Origin of the sequence: Pseudomonas sp. NPDC089428, assembly GCF_044749325.1 — a bacterium.
Taxonomy (GTDB): Bacteria; Pseudomonadota; Gammaproteobacteria; order Pseudomonadales; family Pseudomonadaceae; genus Aquipseudomonas.
In genome coordinates, this window is sequence record NZ_JBIVHT010000007.1 from 137,297 (window position 1) to 151,530 (window position 14,234).

At 65.2% G+C, this 14,234-nt stretch carries 13 protein-coding genes; 5 read left to right on the forward strand and 8 right to left on the reverse strand.

Annotation, left to right across the window (positions count from 1 at the left end):
- Window positions 1-112: 112 nt before the first annotated feature.
- Window positions 113-1,063 carry a 2-hydroxyacid dehydrogenase gene (locus ACIPZ5_RS15380; protein WP_400809498.1) on the reverse strand — a complete coding sequence of 317 codons (951 nt, stop codon included), beginning with the start codon at window positions 1,061-1,063 and terminating at the stop codon, window positions 113-115.
- 99 nt (window positions 1,064-1,162) lie between these two features.
- Here ACIPZ5_RS15380 and ACIPZ5_RS15385 point away from each other — a divergent pair, with 99 nt between their 5' ends.
- Entirely contained in the window at window positions 1,163-2,050 is an 888-nt protein-coding gene (locus ACIPZ5_RS15385; protein WP_343599404.1) for a LysR substrate-binding domain-containing protein, read from the forward strand.
- Window positions 2,051-2,157: 107 nt separating this feature from the next.
- On the opposite strand, the gene gudD is transcribed toward ACIPZ5_RS15385, so the two are convergent.
- Both gudD and ACIPZ5_RS15395 read right to left on the reverse strand, forming a co-directional pair.
- A complete protein-coding gene (gudD, locus tag ACIPZ5_RS15390; protein WP_400809501.1) occupies window positions 2,158-3,513 on the reverse strand; it encodes a glucarate dehydratase in 1,356 nt (451 codons plus the stop codon).
- 19 nt (window positions 3,514-3,532) lie between these two features.
- Window positions 3,533-4,885 (reverse strand): MFS transporter, encoded by a 1,353-nt coding sequence (locus ACIPZ5_RS15395; protein WP_343600134.1) that lies wholly within the window; start codon window positions 4,883-4,885, stop codon window positions 3,533-3,535.
- A gap of 260 nt (window positions 4,886-5,145) precedes the next feature.
- Between ACIPZ5_RS15395 and ACIPZ5_RS15400 the strand changes: the two genes are divergently transcribed.
- Complete coding sequence (locus ACIPZ5_RS15400; RefSeq protein ID WP_261941673.1) at window positions 5,146-5,844, forward strand: FadR/GntR family transcriptional regulator; 699 nt, start codon at window positions 5,146-5,148, stop codon at window positions 5,842-5,844.
- A 231-nt stretch (window positions 5,845-6,075) separates the two neighbouring features.
- Here the strand turns inward: ACIPZ5_RS15400 and ACIPZ5_RS15405 are convergent, their stop codons facing one another.
- The 4 genes from ACIPZ5_RS15405 to ACIPZ5_RS15420 form a co-directional block, all read right to left on the reverse strand.
- Window positions 6,076-7,086 carry an NAD(P)-dependent alcohol dehydrogenase gene (locus ACIPZ5_RS15405; RefSeq protein ID WP_400809504.1) on the reverse strand — a complete coding sequence of 337 codons (1,011 nt, stop codon included), beginning with the start codon at window positions 7,084-7,086 and terminating at the stop codon, window positions 6,076-6,078.
- A gap of 160 nt (window positions 7,087-7,246) precedes the next feature.
- A complete protein-coding gene (locus tag ACIPZ5_RS15410; protein ID WP_400809507.1) occupies window positions 7,247-7,837 on the reverse strand; it encodes an HAD family hydrolase in 591 nt (196 codons plus the stop codon).
- Window positions 7,834-8,703, reverse strand: coding sequence for an acyl-CoA thioesterase II (gene tesB, locus ACIPZ5_RS15415; protein WP_313710572.1), 870 nt, complete (start codon window positions 8,701-8,703; stop codon window positions 7,834-7,836). Before tesB ends, ACIPZ5_RS15410 begins: the two co-directional genes overlap by 4 nt.
- A 90-nt stretch (window positions 8,704-8,793) precedes the next feature.
- Window positions 8,794-9,366, reverse strand: coding sequence for a GNAT family N-acetyltransferase (locus ACIPZ5_RS15420; protein WP_261941676.1), 573 nt, complete (start codon window positions 9,364-9,366; stop codon window positions 8,794-8,796).
- A 167-nt stretch (window positions 9,367-9,533) separates the two neighbouring features.
- On the opposite strand from ACIPZ5_RS15420, the gene ACIPZ5_RS15425 reads away from it, so the two are divergent.
- The 3 genes from ACIPZ5_RS15425 to ACIPZ5_RS15435 all read left to right on the forward strand — a co-directional run bounded on the left by ACIPZ5_RS15425 (window position 9,534) and on the right by ACIPZ5_RS15435 (window position 12,679).
- On the forward strand, window positions 9,534-10,220 hold the full coding sequence (locus tag ACIPZ5_RS15425) for a histidine phosphatase family protein (protein WP_343600126.1): 687 nt from the start codon (window positions 9,534-9,536) through the stop codon (window positions 10,218-10,220).
- Window positions 10,221-10,373: 153 nt separating this feature from the next.
- Window positions 10,374-11,288, forward strand: a complete 915-nt coding sequence (locus tag ACIPZ5_RS15430; protein ID WP_400809636.1) for a histone deacetylase — start codon at window positions 10,374-10,376, stop codon at window positions 11,286-11,288.
- A 149-nt stretch (window positions 11,289-11,437) separates the two neighbouring features.
- The gene (locus ACIPZ5_RS15435) at window positions 11,438-12,679 is read left to right on the forward strand and encodes a TIGR03862 family flavoprotein (RefSeq protein WP_400809510.1); all 1,242 of its coding nucleotides are present in this window, start codon (window positions 11,438-11,440) and stop codon (window positions 12,677-12,679) included.
- A 178-nt stretch (window positions 12,680-12,857) separates the two neighbouring features.
- Here the strand turns inward: ACIPZ5_RS15435 and ACIPZ5_RS15440 are convergent, their stop codons facing one another.
- Entirely contained in the window at window positions 12,858-14,189 is a 1,332-nt protein-coding gene (locus ACIPZ5_RS15440; RefSeq protein ID WP_313710568.1) for a DEAD/DEAH box helicase, read from the reverse strand.
- Window positions 14,190-14,234 lie beyond the last annotated feature (45 nt).

The following is a 14,234-nucleotide window of genomic DNA, read 5'->3' on the forward strand; positions in this document are numbered from 1 at the left end:
CCTTGTGTTGCCTGTACCGGCCTCTTCGCGGGCAAGCCCGCTCCCACAGAATTTGCAGAGATGCCGAATACCGTGGCATTCCTGTGGGAGCGGGCTTGCCCGCGAAGAGGCTCTAAAGGTCGATCACCCGATTCGGCGGCAGCTCACCGCGAAAACAGGCCTCAAGGTTGTTCAGCACCATGCGCCCCATCTCCAGCCGGGTCTGCAGCGTGGCACTGCCTCGATGCGGCTGCAGTGCAACCTGGTTCAGATCACATAGCGCCGGCGGCACGTAGGGTTCATCGACGAACACATCCAGCCCGGCCCCGGCGATGCGTTGTTCACGCAACGCCTCGACCAGCGCGTCCTCATCGACCAACTTGCCGCGCGCCACATTGACCAGGTACCCCTGCGGCCCCAGTGCATCGAGCACCTCGGCCGTCACCAGCACCTGGCCGCCATCGGCGGACGCTGCAACCACCAGCACATCCACCGAACGCGCCAACGCGACCAGATCGGCCTCAAAGCGGTAACCGGTTTCTGCCTGCTCGCGCCGCCCGTTGTAGGCAATGCGCATGTCGAATGCAGCGGCGCGCCGCGCGATAGCCTTGCCCACCTGGCCAAGCCCGATGATGCCCAGTTCGATGCCGCTGACCTTGCGCGCCAAGGGCAGGTTGACCGTGCCCCACAAACCGTCGCGCACCAGCCGCTCCCCCTCGCCCAGGCGGCGCAGGGTACTGATGATCAGGCCCATCGCCAGGTCGGCCACATCGGCGGTAAGCACGCCCGGCGTGGTGGTCACGTGGATGCCGCGGCTGGCCGCGTGGCGCAGGTCCACGGCGTCGGTGCCAATACCGCTGATGGCGATGATCTCGAGGGCAGGCAACTGGTCCATCAGCGCGTTCGACAGGCCCTTGGCGCCGCCGGTGACCACGCCGCGAATGCGCGGGCCAACCTCGGCGAGCAGTTGTTGCGGGTGGTCATGCTGATAAAGGCGATGTACCTGATAAGCGCTGACCAACTGGGCGTCGATGGCCTCTGGCACAGGCTGGGTCAGCAGCACGTCGATGGAAGGGTTGTTCATCCTGGGCATCCGGCAGTTCGAAGACATGACTCGATGCTAGGCCCGCATTTGATACAGGTCTAATATAGATGCTGGATCGAATAATTCAGGAATTGAATCATGGAGCTGCACCAGCTGCGCTGCTTCGTCGCCGTCGCCGAAGAGCTGCATTTCGGCCGCGCCGCCACCCGCCTGCACATGACCCAGCCGCCGCTGAGCCGGCAGATCCAGCTGCTGGAACATTCTCTCGGGGTGCTGTTGCTGGAGCGCAACAACCGCCAGGCACGCCTGACCCTGGCCGGGCAAAGCTTTCTCGACGACGCCCGGCGTATCCTGCAAGTCGCCGAATCGGCCAGCCAGTCGGCGCGGCGCATCGCCCATGGCGAAGCCGGCCGCCTGACCCTGGGCTTCACCGCCGTCGGCGCCTACAGCATGATCCCACGCTTGCTGGTGCACGCCGGGCAAACCTTGCCAGACATCGAGCTGGTGCTCAGCGAGCGCGTCTCGTCCACCCAGGTGCACGACCTGGAGGCCGGCCTGATCGATGTCGGCCTGGTGCGCCAGGTGCTGCCCAGCGCGCGCGTGGAGTACCTGCCGATCCACCGCGAACCCTTCGTCGCCGCCCTGCCCGCCGGGCATCCGCTGGCAGCCCGCGAGCGGCTCAGGCCGAGTGATTTCGATGAGCAGCCGTTCGTGATGTACAGCGCCAACGAAGGGCGCTATTTCCATGACCGCATCGCCAACCTGTTTGCCCGGCATGAGGTGCAGCCGCGGTATCTGCATCAGCTGGGGCAGACGCATTCGATTCTGGGCCTGGTCAATGTCGGGTTGGGCTGTGCGGTGGTGCCGGCTTCGGCGCAGGCGTTGCGCCTGGAGCAGGTGGTGTTCAAGCCGTTGGTGGGGATGGAGCAGCAGGCGGAGATCTTTCTGGCGTTTTGCCGGGATAACCCGAACCCGGTGCTGGGGGCCTTTGTGGCGATGGCGCGGGCATTCTTTGAAGCAGGGTAAATGGTGTTGGCTTCTTCGCGGCGGTTCGGCGCCCCGACACGCCCGCTCCCACAGGTACTGCACAAGACCCTGTGGGAGCGGGCGTGCCCGCGAAGAGGCCGGCAGCCTTAACGCACCAGGCAAGGCCGCTTGTTGTCGAAGCTCCAACCCGGGATCAGGAACTGCATCGCCACACTGTCATCCCGCGCGCCCAAGCCCATGTTGCGGTAGCACTCATGGGCCTTGGCCAGCTGGTCTTCATCCAGCTCCACGCCCAGCCCAGGCCGCGCCGGCACCCGCACATGGCCATCGACGATGCGCAGCGGGTCACGGGTCAGGCGCTGGCCGTCCTGCCAGATCCAGTGGGTGTCGATGGCCGTGATTTCACCCGGTGCAGCAGCCGCCACCTGGGTGAACATCGCCAGCGAAATGTCGAAGTGGTTGTTCGAGTGCGAGCCCCATGTCAGGCCCCAGTCGTTGCACATCTGCGCCACCCGCACCGAGCCCTGCAAGGTCCAGAAGTGCGGGTCGGCCAGGGGGATGTCCACCGACTGCAGGTGGATCGTATGGCCCATCTGCCGCCAGTCGGTGGCGATCATGTTGGTGGCCGTCGGCAGGCCGGTGGCACGGCGGAACTCGGCCATCACTTCACGGCCCGAATAGCCGTTCTCGGCACCGCACGGGTCTTCGGCGTAGGCCAACACAGCGTGCTTGTCGCGGCACAGGGCGATGGCTTCCTTCAGCGACCAGGCGCCGTTCGGGTCCAGGGTGATGCGCGCTTCGGGGAAGCGTTCGGCCAAGGCCGTCACTGCTTCCATTTCCTCCTCGCCGCGCAGCACGCCGCCCTTGAGCTTGAAGTCGCTGAAGCCATAACGCTGCTTGGCCGCTTCGGCCAGACGCACGACAGCTTCCGGGGTCAGGGCCTTCTCGTGGCGCAGGCGGAACCAGTCATCATCGGCATCGGCTTCGTTGCGGTAGGCCAGGTCGGTCTGCTGGCGGTCACCGATGTAGAACAGGTAGCCGAGCATCTTCACTGCCTCGCGCTGTTGGCCCTCACCCAGCAGGGCCGCCATCGGCACGTTGAGGTGCTGACCGAGCAGGTCGAGCAGCGCCGACTCGATGGCAGTCACTGCGTGCACGGTGATGCGCAGGTCGAAGGTCTGCAGGCCACGGCCAGCGGAATCGCGGTTGGCGAAGGTCTGGCGCATGGCATTGAGCACGCGCTGGTAATGGCCGATCGGCTGGCCGACCACCAGGCTGCGGGCGTCTTCCAGGGTCTGGCGGATCTTCTCGCCACCAGGCACTTCGCCCAGGCCGGTGTTACCTGCGCTGTCGCGTAGCACCACGACGTTGCGGGTGAAGTACGGGCCATGGGCGCCACTGAGGTTGAGCAGCATGCTGTCGTGGCCGGCGACGGGGATCACGCGCAGCTCGGTGACGACCGGGGTGCTGGTGTGAACGGGGGGGTTGGTCTGCATGTTCATGGTTGTTGTCTCGCAGTCATCAGTGGGTCTGGCCCAAGGCCGAAGGCGCCTTGAGGTCGTCAGAAGGAGCGCCCTTTGGGCGAATGCGTACGAAGAAGACGGCAATGGCCGCCAGCACCGAAGTCACGGCCAGGCCATACAACCCGCCCTGGATCGACCCGGTCTGCTGCTCGAGCAGGCCGAAGGTGGTGGGGGCGACGAAGCCGCCGAGGTTGCCGACCGAGTTGATCAAGGCGATCACGGCCGCGGCGATGCGGGCATCCAGGTAGCCTTGCGGAATCGGCCAGAACAGCGACGAGGCCGACTTGAAGCCGATGGCGGCGAAGCAAACGGCGACGAAGGCGAACACCGGGCCACCGGTGGTGGACATGAACATGCCGATGGCAGCGACCACCAGGGCGCCAGCAACCCAGGCCTGCTGGAACTTCCAGCGCGTCGAGCCGGCGGCGAAGGCATACATGGCAATGATCGAGATCAGCCACGGGATCGAGTTGAAGAAGCCGACCTGCAAGTCGCTGAGGTCGCCCATGCGCTTGATGATGCTCGGCAGCCAGAAGGTGGCGGCGTAGATGGTCAGCTGGATGCAGAAGTAGATCAGGCAGAACAGCACGATCTGGCGGTCCTTGAGCAGGCTCCAGGCCGAAGGCTTCACCGCGCCGACGGCCTCGCGCTCACGCTGCTCGCGGTCGATGGTCGCGACCAGTGCGTCCTGCTCGGCCTGGCTCAGCCACTTGGCATCCTGCGGCTTGGAGTCGAGCCAGAAGAACACGAAGAAGCACAGGGTCACCGAGGCCATGCCTTCGATGAACAGCATCCACTGCCAGCCATGCAGGCCCAGGCCCTGGATCTGCATCAGCGCGCCGGCCAGCGGCCCGGAAATCAGCGAAGCCAAGGCCGAACCGCTGAGGAAGATGGCAATCGCCTTGCCGCGCTCGGCGGCCGGCAGCCAGCGGGTGAAGTAATAGATCACACCCGGGAAGAAGCCCGCCTCGGCCACGCCCAACAGGAAGCGCAGCACGTAGAACTGGGTTTCGTTCTGGACGAAGGCCATGGCGGTGGCCACCAGGCCCCAGGTGAACATGATGCGGGTCAGCCACAGCCGCGCACCGACCTTTTGCAGCAACATGTTCGAGGGTACCTCGAACAGCGCATAGCCGATGAAGAACAGCCCGGCGCCGAAGCCAAAGGCGGCGGCGCTGATGCCCAGGTCGCTTTCCAGGTGCGGCCGGACGAAGCCGATGTTGACGCGGTCGAGGTAGTTGACGATGAACATGATGACAAACAGCGGCAGGACGTGGCGCTTGACCTTGGCCACGGCACTGGCCAAAGCGTCGCCTTCATTCCGGGCAGACGGAGCGAGGGTGTCGTTCACAGGTAGATCTCCCACTAATTGTTTTTGTGCGGGTCGAAGTTGTCTGACATGACAGTGGGACGGAGCATATGCGCAGCGAGGTTGTACGACAAGATGCCAAATGTCGCTGAAATGGCAAAATACAAGCAGATAAATAGCAATACTGCATCGAATATGACGCTATCGCTTGAAACCGGCGTGCACCCTGCAAAGAAAAACCAGGCAAAAATTATTTTTATTGGTTAACTTGTCGTACAAGTAACCCAGACCCGGAAATCGCCATGGATACTCCCCACGCCAAACGCAGCCACAGCCGCGCCCATGACCTGGTGTCGAGCCTGACCCAGCAGATTCTGCTGGGCACCTTCAAACCGGGGGACAAGCTGCCTTCGGAGAACACCCTGGTACGCGAGCATGGCGTCAGTCGCACCGTGGTCCGCGAAGCGCTGTCGAAGTTGCAGGCCTCAGGCCTGGTGGAGCCGCGCCACGGCATCGGCACGTTCGTGATGGCGCGCCAGGGCCAGGCGGGTTTGCGGGTGGGAGCGGAGAATGCCGCGAGCGTGCGTGACCTGCTGGAGCTGCGCATCGGCCTGGAGGGCCAGGCGGCGGCCCTCGCCGCCGTGCGCCGCAGTGACGAGCAGCTGGCGCGCATGCGCAAGGCGCTGGATGACTATCAGGACCTGGCGGCTGCCGGGGACAGCTGCATCGAGGCTGACCGGCGCTTTCACCTGCTGATCGCCGAGGCCACCGGCAACCTGTATTTCAGCGAGATGATGGCGCAGCTGGGCAATGGTCTGATCCCGCGTAACCGCATGGCCTTGGCTGAACGCGCCGGGGCCAAGCTGGCGCGGCATGCGTACCTGGCCAACCTTGAGCATGAGGCGATCCTCAATGCCATCCGCCGGCAGGACCCGGACGCGGCGCGGGCAGCGATCTGCCTGCACCTGTCCAACAGCCGGGACCGGTTGCTGCCGGACTAGGGACGGCGGTGCAGGCCTTTCGCGGGCAAGCCCGCTCCCACAGGATCGCCCAAAGGCCCGAATCTTGTGGAGAACCTGTGGGAGCGGGCTTGCCCGCGAATAGGCCAGCGCAGGCCCCTAAAAAAGCTCAGGCCAATGCCCTATCCACCAGCACCTGCAGGCGCCCTTGCGCACAGCACTGCCTTGCCGATGTGCGCAATGCATTGGGCTTGTCGAACCGTAGTTACCGTTTCACCAGGTCAGGCAGATCTTGCCGAAATGCCGGTTGCTTTCCTGATAGCGGAACGCCTCGACGATCTGCTCCAGCTCGAAATGCTTGTCCACCACCGGCCGCAAGCCATTGGCATCGATTGCCCGCACCATCGCCTGCTGCTGCGCACGGCTGCCCACCAGCACCCCTTGCAGGCGGATCTGCCGCACCAGTGCCTGCACCAGCGGCAACTGCCCGGCCACGCCGGTGAGAATGCCGATCAGTGACACATGCCCGCCGATGCGCGCAGCGATCATCGACTGCTCCAGGGTCGCCGGCCCACCCACTTCGATCACATGATCGACGCCGCGATTGCCGGTGAGCTCACGCGCCTTCTCGCCCCAGGCCGGGGTGCTCTTGTAGTTGATCAGGTGGTCGGCGCCGAGGGCCTTGAGGCGTTCGAGCTTGGCGTCGCTGGACGACGTGGCGATCACCGTGGCACCCGCCAGCTTGGCGAACTGCAGGGCGAAGATCGACACACCGCCGGTGCCCTGCACCAGCACGGTGTCGCCGGGCTTGAGGTGGTCATCGCTCATCAACGCGCGCCAGGCGGTGAGGCCTGCCGTGGTCAGGGTCGCGGCCTCGGCGTGGCTGAAACCTTGAGGCGCCAGGGTGAAGGCTGTCGCCGCAGCGGTCACCTGTTCGCGCGCGTAGCCGTCGAGGCCATCACCGGGTACCCGGCCAAAGCCTTCGACATTGGCCTGGCCATCGAGCCAGTCGGGGAAGAACGTGCTGACGACGTTGTCGCCCACCTTGAATTCACTCACGCCCGCACCGACCGCAACCACTTCGCCGGCACCGTCGGCCATCGGAATACGCCGCTCGCTCGGGCCCCACATGCCACTGACTACGGCGAAGTCGTGATAGTTGAGGGAGCTGGCGTGCAGCTGCACGGTGATCTCGCCGGCCTTGGGCGCCGGGGCCTCGCAAGTGCCGACCTCGACCTTGTCGTAGCCGCCGCCGCGTTGCACATAGATGGCCTTGCTGGTCATGGGTGAGGCTCCATTCAGGGAAAGTCAGGGGTTGAGCATAGCCATTTCCGGCCCTTTCGCGGGCAAGCCCGCTCCCACAGCTATCACACCAGATTCGAGCTTGCAGAGATCCTGTAGGAGCGGGTTTACCCGCGAAGTGGCCCCACAGGCGACACACGAGTCAGCCCAAAAGCCCCCGCAATGCCAGGCAATCGGCGGCATGCCAATCCACCAGCTCAGGCCACGGGTTATCCGGCAGGTTCACCAGCACCGTGCGCGCGCCAGCGGCCCGCCCACAGTCCAGGTCAAAGCGGTAGTCCCCGACCATCACCAGCTCGCTGGGCGCCACGCCCCAGGCACCGGCGATCTTCAACAGCCCATCCGGGCTCGGCTTGGGCTCGGCCTCATCGCGCCCGAGAATGTGCTCGACCTGGAAGCAGTCGGCCAGGCCGATCGCCTCCAGCGTCACATGCGCCAGCTCCCGCGCATTGCGGGTCAGTATGCCCAGGCGGCAACCGCGCCCGGCCAACTCACGCACCAGTTCCACCGCGCCGGCGGCCGCGGTCGAGGCAATCGCCAGGTCGCGTTCATGCTCCAGCAGCCAGGCATGCTTGGCTGCCGCCTCTGCCGCTGGCAGCGCCGCCAGGTGGGTAAGAATGTCGTGCTCGGCCGGGATATCCAGGGCGACACGGATGGCGGCAAAATCGTGCACCGCTACGGTCAGGGTGCCGTCCATGTCGAACACCCAGTTGCGGATATCGCCCAGGCTCATGCCCAGTCCTTGCGGTGGCGAATCAGGCCTTCCTGGGTCGACGACGCCACCAGCTGGCCAGCGCGGTTGAAGATGCTGCCGCGGCAGAAGCCACGGGCATTGCCGGCCCAGGGGCTGTCGGTGGCGTACAGCAGCCACTCATCGGCGCGCAGGTTGCGGTGGAACCACAGCGAATGGTCGAGGCTGGCGATCTGCATGTCACGCTGCCAAACCGACTTGCCATGGGGCAGCAGCGACGTGGTCAGCAGGCCGAAATCGGAGGCGTAGGCCAGCAGGTACTTGTGCAGCGCCGGGACGTCTGGGAGCGTGCCGTCGGCGCGGAACCAGGCGTACTTCACCGGGTCGCCGGGCTGGGGGTTGAACGGGTCGCGCTCGGTGACCGGGCGGATCTCGATCGGCTTGGCGCACAGCACCTTGTCGCGGATGCGCTCGGGCAGCTTGTCGGCATGGGCGCTGGCCAGCTCGACTTCGGTCGGCAGGTTTTCCGGGCCGACCACATCGGGCATCTGCGTCTGGTGCTCGAAGCCTTCCTCGTCGTACTGGAACGACGCACTGCAGGTAAAGATCGGCTGGCCCTTCTGGATCGCCGTCACCCGCCGGGTACTGAAGCTGCCGCCGTCGCGCACGCGGTCGACCGAGTACACAACCGGCAGGCTGGCATCGCCTGGGCGCAGGAAGTAACCGTGCAGCGAATGCACATGGCGCGCATCCTCGACCGTCTGGCTGGCGGCCGACAGCGACTGGCCCAGTACCTGGCCACCGTACAGCTGGCGGAAGCCCAGGTCCTGGCTGCGGCCACGGAACAGGTTCTCCTCGATCGACTCGAGGCTCAACAGGTCGACCAGGTCGTCCAACACATGACTCATCGGGGGTTCTCCTAGCAAGGCATCACAGCTCTACGGCGCTCTCAGGTGGGAAATGATACAGGGTTTGTCATCGACGCCGTGCATGGCGGCTCATTCAGTACGCAGGGTCTGCTCCCAACGTGCGCGGTCAATGCGGTACAGCACATGGGGGCGCAGCGGGTGCCCGATGGGCAGGCGGGGGTGGTCGAAGCTGCCATTGGCGTCCTGGACCATGCCAATGGCCTGCATGACTTTCTGCGACGGCAAGTTGCTCTCGCTAGTGAACGACACCACCTCCTCCACGCGCAATTGGGCGAAAGCACAACGCAGGCAGGTCCATGCCGCCTCGCTGGCAAAACCCAGGCCCCAGTGGCGCCGCGCCAGGCGCCAGCCAATCTCCACCGCCGGGGCGAACGGCGCGTCGAAATTGACATTGAGCAACCCCGTCATGCCGATGAAAGCCCCGCTGTCCTTTCGCTCCAGGGCCCACAGGCCGAAGCCGTATTCGTTGAAGTGCCCACGAATCCTGCCGATCAGCGCCGCCGCTTCCAGCCGCGTCATCGGTGCCGGAAAATAACGCATCACCTGCGGGTCGGCACACATCGCGGCGAACTCACGCAGGTCGTCATCGTGCCATTGGCGTAGCACCAGGCGTGCACTTTCCAGGTGGAGGATGGGGGTCATGGGACGAACTCCGGTTTTGCGGTGGGGCATTTTACAGCGTAGGCGTGGCCGGGTTTTTCACGCAACCGGCGGCGCCCGGAATGCAATTTTCACAACCCCTTCACCGCCCCCCGACAGACGGCTGCGCACAATGCCGCCAAACCAACACCGCGCCATTGGAGTGACGCATGCAACCGAGCAACACCCTGGGCCACCCCGCCATCCACGCCCGTCGCAAGCGACGCATGTCGCGCAAAGCCCTCGGTGCCGCGCTCGGCCTTTGCATGGTCATCGCGGCAGTGACCACCTGGCTGGCGACAAGGACCCATATCGTCGACCTTGGCAACCCGCAGCAGTTGAGTGAAAGCGGCTTGCTGCAGGACTGGGCCGACGGTGCGGTGATCGTGATGATCCGCCATGCCGAACGTTGCGACAGTGCTCCCGGCCCGTGCCTGAACGACCCCACCGGCATCACCGTGGCCGGCAGTGAGGCCGCCACGCGAGTAGGCCAAGGCCTGAAGCAACTGGGCCTGAGCAATGCCGATGTGGTTGCCAGCCCTAAGGTGCGCACCCAGCAGACGGCGCACTTCATCCTTGGCCAGGCCGTGGCGAGCGAAGCCTGGCTGGAAAGCTGCGACAACCAGTTCGCCCGCGAAGCACTGGCGCGCAAGCGTGCCGGGCACAACCTGGTGCTGGTGACCCACAATGGCTGCATCGACCATTTCGCCCGGCAGCAGCGCGTGGCTGGCGGTGAGCGGGAAAGCGACTATGCCAGTGCGTTGTTCGTCTCGGTGGACGCCAATGGCAAGGCGCGGATCCTCGGACGCTTGAACGAGCCGGATTGGCAACGCGTATTGGCCAGCGTCGGAAAATAGCTTCAACCCTTTCGCCGGCAAGCCGGCTGCCACAGGCACAGCGCCGAAATCGAGGGCGGCGCTGTGAGTGTGGCAGCCGGCTTGCCGGCGATTGGGCTGCGCAGCAGCCCCGGCCATGGCAAGATCAGCGCTGGCCCCGATTGCGAACTCCCCATGCCGTTGCCGCTGATCTACCACGAAGACTACAGCCCGGAATTCCCCGCCGAGCACCGCTTTCCCATGGACAAGTTCCGCCTGCTGCGCGACCACCTGGTGGACAGCGGGCTGACCACCGACCAGGCCCTGCTGCGCCCGGACATCTGCCCCGCCGATATCCTCGCCCTGGCCCATGACCGCAGCTACATCGAGCGCTACATGAACGGCGAGCTGTCCCGCGAGGATCAGCGTCGCCTCGGCCTGCCCTGGAGCGAAGCCCTGGCCCGGCGTACCGTGCGCGCGGTGGGCGGTTCGCTGCTGACCGCCGAGATGGCACTGCAGCACGGTATCGCCTGCCACCTGGCCGGCGGCACCCACCACGCTCACTACGACCACCCGGCCGGCTTCTGCATCTTCAATGACCTGGCAGTGATCAGCCACTACCTGCTCGCAGCCGGCCGCGTACACCGGGTGCTGATCTTCGACTGCGACGTGCACCAGGGCGACGGCACGGCGCGCATCCTCCACGACACCCCGGATGCCATCACCGTGTCCCTGCACTGCGAGCAGAACTTCCCGGCGCGCAAGGCCCACAGCGACTGGGACATTCCGCTGCCACGCGGCATGGGCGACGCGGCGTACCTCAAGGTGGTGGAGGATGCGCTGAACTACCTGCTGCCGCTGTATCAACCCGACCTGGTGCTGTACGACGCCGGCGTCGATGTGCACAAGGACGATGCCCTGGGTTACCTGCAGCTCACCGACCAAGGCCTGGCGGCGCGTGACGAGCTGGTGATGCGCCATTGCCTGGGCCGCGATATCCCGGTGGTCGGGGTGATCGGCGGGGGCTACAGCAAGGACCGTGAAGCCCTGGCCAAGCGCCACGGTATTCTTCACCACAGTGCGGCGCGGGTCATCGGTTGTTCACAATGACTGTGGAACCGCTTGTGGATAACCTGCGGGAAAGGCGCTGCAGCCCTTTACCCGCCTGGGCTGCAGAACGCTGATCATTTTTTGCTCAGTGCTTCCATGGGCTCGGCTGCGTTAGAATGCACGGTCTTTTCCACAGCCTGCTGCCTACCATGTCAGAAAAATCCCCCGCTTCCCCTCCCCTGGCCGTCGTTATCGGCGGCGGCCCTGCCGGCCTGATGGCCGCAGAAGCCATGGCCCAGGCGGGCCTGGCGGTGGAAGTGTTCGACGCCATGCCATCGGTGGGCCGCAAGTTCCTGCTGGCCGGCGTCGGCGGCATGAACATTACCCATTCGGAAGCTTATCCACAGTTCGTTTCGCGTTACGCCGAACGGCAGGCCGAGATCGACGGGCTGCTGCGCGACTTCGATGCCGATGCGCTGCGCCAGTGGATTCACGGGCTGGGTATCGAAACCTTTGTCGGTACCTCAGGCCGGGTTTTCCCGACCGACATGAAAGCGGCCCCGCTGCTGCGCGCCTGGCTCAGGCGCCTGCGTGACAACGGTGTAGTTATCCACACCCGCCATCGCTGGCTGGGCTGGAATGCCGACGGGAGCTTGCGAATTGCTTATCCACAGGGTGAATTGCAGGTCAAGGCCGACGCCGTGGTGCTGGCCCTTGGTGGCGCCAGCTGGGCGAGGCTGGGCTCCGATGGGGCCTGGCAGCCCTTGCTGGCGGAACGCACTGTGGATATCTCCCAGCTGCGGCCGAGCAACTGCGGCTTCGAGGTCGAAGGTTGGAGTCCACTGCTTGTGGACAAGTTTGCGGGGGCTCCGCTGAAGAATATTGCCCTGAGTGTGCCGGGCATGGCGCCGCGCAAGGGCGAGTTCATCCTCACCGCACAGGGTGTCGAAGGCAGCCTGGTGTACGCATGGTCGGCTCAGCTGCGCCAGGCCATTGAGCATGAGGGGCAAGCCAGGCTGTTGCTCGATCTGCTGCCGGACAAGCCTGTGGACAAGATTGCCCAGGCGCTGGCCAAGCCGCGCGGGTCGCGGTCGATGGCCAAGCATCTGCACAGCCAGCTGGGGATCGATGGGGTCAAGGCGGGCCTGCTGCGGGAGCTGACGGATCAAGCGACGTTTGCGGATCCTCAGGCACTGGCACAGGCGATCAAGGCGTTGCCGATCACGCTGGTGCGGACTCGACCGCTGGATGAGGCGATCAGCAGTGCCGGTGGCGTGCGTTTCGAAGGGCTGGACGAAGGCTTGATGGTTCGCCAGATGCCGGGGGTGTTCTGTGCTGGCGAGATGCTGGACTGGGAGGCGCCGACCGGGGGGTATCTGCTGACGGCCTGCTTTGCCAGCGGGCTGCGTGCGGGGCGTGCGGCGGTGGATTGGTTGGTGCGCTCTGCCTGACCGATTGCCGGGGCTGTTTTGCAGCCCATCGCAGGCAAGCCTGCACCCACGGGTACAGCGCAAACATTGAACCTGGCGCTGTACCCGTGGGAGCGGGTTTACCCGCGAACACGGGCCGAGCCCGTGCCATGCAGCGCGTCGAATTCTTCGCGGGTAAACCCGCTCCCACAGGGCCTGCTTACGGTTTGCGCTTGCGTGGCCCGCTGTTGAAGCTCGGCACCTTGCGCACGGCCTTCACCGCCGGCTCACCCGCTCCCGCTTCGGTACTGTCCATCCAGCGCCCCAAACCGCGCTTGGCGCTGTTCTCTTTCGGCTTCTTGGGCTTCTTCGGCTTCTTGATCACCTGGCCACTGGCATCGGTCATTGGTACCCGGTGCTCGGGGATGAAGTCGGGTTCCTCATGACGCGGCAAGGTCTGCCGGGTCAGCACTTCAATCGCCGACAGCATCTGCACTTCATCGGCACACACCAGCGAAATCGCCTCTCCTTTGTTGCCAGCCCGGCCGGTACGGCCGATGCGGTGCACATAATCCTCGGCCACGATCGGCAGGTCGAGGTTGACCACCAGCGGCAAGTCGTCGATATCCAGGCCACGGGCCGCGACATCGGTCGCCACCAGCACCTGGATCTCCCGCGCCTTGAAGCTGTCCAGCGCGCGCTGGCGGGTAGCCTGCGGGCGGTCGCCGTGGATGCCATCGGCATTTACACCATCGGCCAGCAAGCGCTCGACCAGCTGATCGACGCCATTGCGGGTCTTGGCGAACACCAGCACCTGCTTCCAGCGCTGCTTGCGCAGCAGGTGCATGAACAAGTCTGTCTTGCGCTTCTTGTCCACAGGCACCAGCCACTGCTTGACCGTGGTGGCGGCCGCGTTGCGCGGGCTGACCTCGATGCTCAGCGGGTCGTTCAGGGCCAGGCCCGCGAGCATGCGGATCTGCTCGGAGAAAGTGGCAGAGAACAGCAGCGTCTGGCGCTTGCGCGGCAAGGCGGCGTACACCGACTGCAGCTCCTCGGCAAAGCCCAGGTCGAGCATGCGGTCGGCTTCGTCGAGCACCAGGGTCTGCACCTGGTTGAACTTCACCGCGTTCTGACGGAACAAGTCGAGCAAACGACCAGGCGTGGCAACCAGCAGGTCGACGCCACGGCGTAGGCGCATCATCTGTGGGTTGATGCTGACCCCGCCGTACACCGCGTAGGTGCTGAGCGGCAGGTTTTCGGCATACTCGCGCACGTTGTTGTGCACCTGTTCGGCCAGTTCGCGGGTTGGCACCAGTACCAGCGCGCGGATCGAATTGCTGGCGACCTTCTCCCCTTCCAGGGCCAGGCGCTGCAGCACTGGCAGGGCGAAACCGGCGGTCTTGCCGGTGCCGGTCTGGGCCGCAGCCATCAGGTCGCGGCCAGCCAGCACGGCGGGGATGGCCTTGGCCTGGACCGGGGTCGGGGTGGTGTAGTCCAGCTGCTGCAAGGTGCGCAGCAGCGGTTCGATCAGGCCGAGTTGGGCGAAATTCATGGCAATACCGTCAGGGGGTTCAGCGAAGGCGGCAAGTTTACCGCA